The sequence below is a fragment of the Paenibacillus sp. 01T422 genome (assembly GCF_056398785.1).
Genome location: NZ_JBFTQB010001470.1, coordinates 1 through 754, shown reverse-complemented (window position 1 = coordinate 754; position 754 = coordinate 1). Strand labels below are relative to the sequence as shown.

The 754-nt window shown below is 42.6% G+C and carries 1 pseudogene; it reads right to left on the bottom strand.

The window, feature by feature from the left end:
- Positions 1–505 (bottom strand): annotated as a pseudogene (locus AC1DUA_RS39590) (hyaluronate lyase); the annotation flags it as partial.
- Positions 506–754 lie beyond the last annotated feature (249 nt).

Here is a 754-nt window from a genome sequence, read left to right as displayed (position 1 = left end):
CGATATCATTCAAGGCTTGAGGACTGCCAATAACCCAGTCCCACCAATTACCGGTTGCTGTCTTCGATTCATTGAAGCGGTTCGTGTACATCCAATCCAGTCCAGATATAATATCGGCTGCCAGATTAGAGTTTCCATACAGTGTCGACCCCATAGTTGCATAAGCCAACGCCATTTCCTTTAACTGCACATAATCTTGGGTCATCTGCGCTGTATCTGCGCCATTGCTTAAATCACTCCACAGATAAGTCCGATTCGAGCTATTGTCCATTGTGTCCCAATCGTTCTGAGCATTCGTTGTGATGACCGCGATTTTATTGGCTATATCGGTATCCGATGGATTGTAAGCGGTCCCACCTGTGAGCATGTCTTTCCATTTCAATCTCAAAGCATCATAGTTATCCGTTGCTGCAGAAGCAGGTGTGCTTGCGTAGAACGTTAAGAGCGGTAGCAGTAAGATCGTAATTATTCCGAGGATTAGAGCTTTTGGGGTTAGCCTTTTCATAACATTTTTCCTCCCCATACATTTGGTAATATTTTTCTTCATTACACTTTCCCCCTTCTCACCATTTTTTAAGCGCTTACAACATTAATTATATTAACTGTATGGGGGTAGCACAACGACACAGAATCCATAAAAGTGCCGAAATCTGAAGAAGTTTAAGGTTCACTAATAAAAAGCCAAGCCACTACCTTAACAGAATGGCTTGGCTTTACCTTCACAATGCCTAAAGCTGTGGCTGATGTTTTTAAC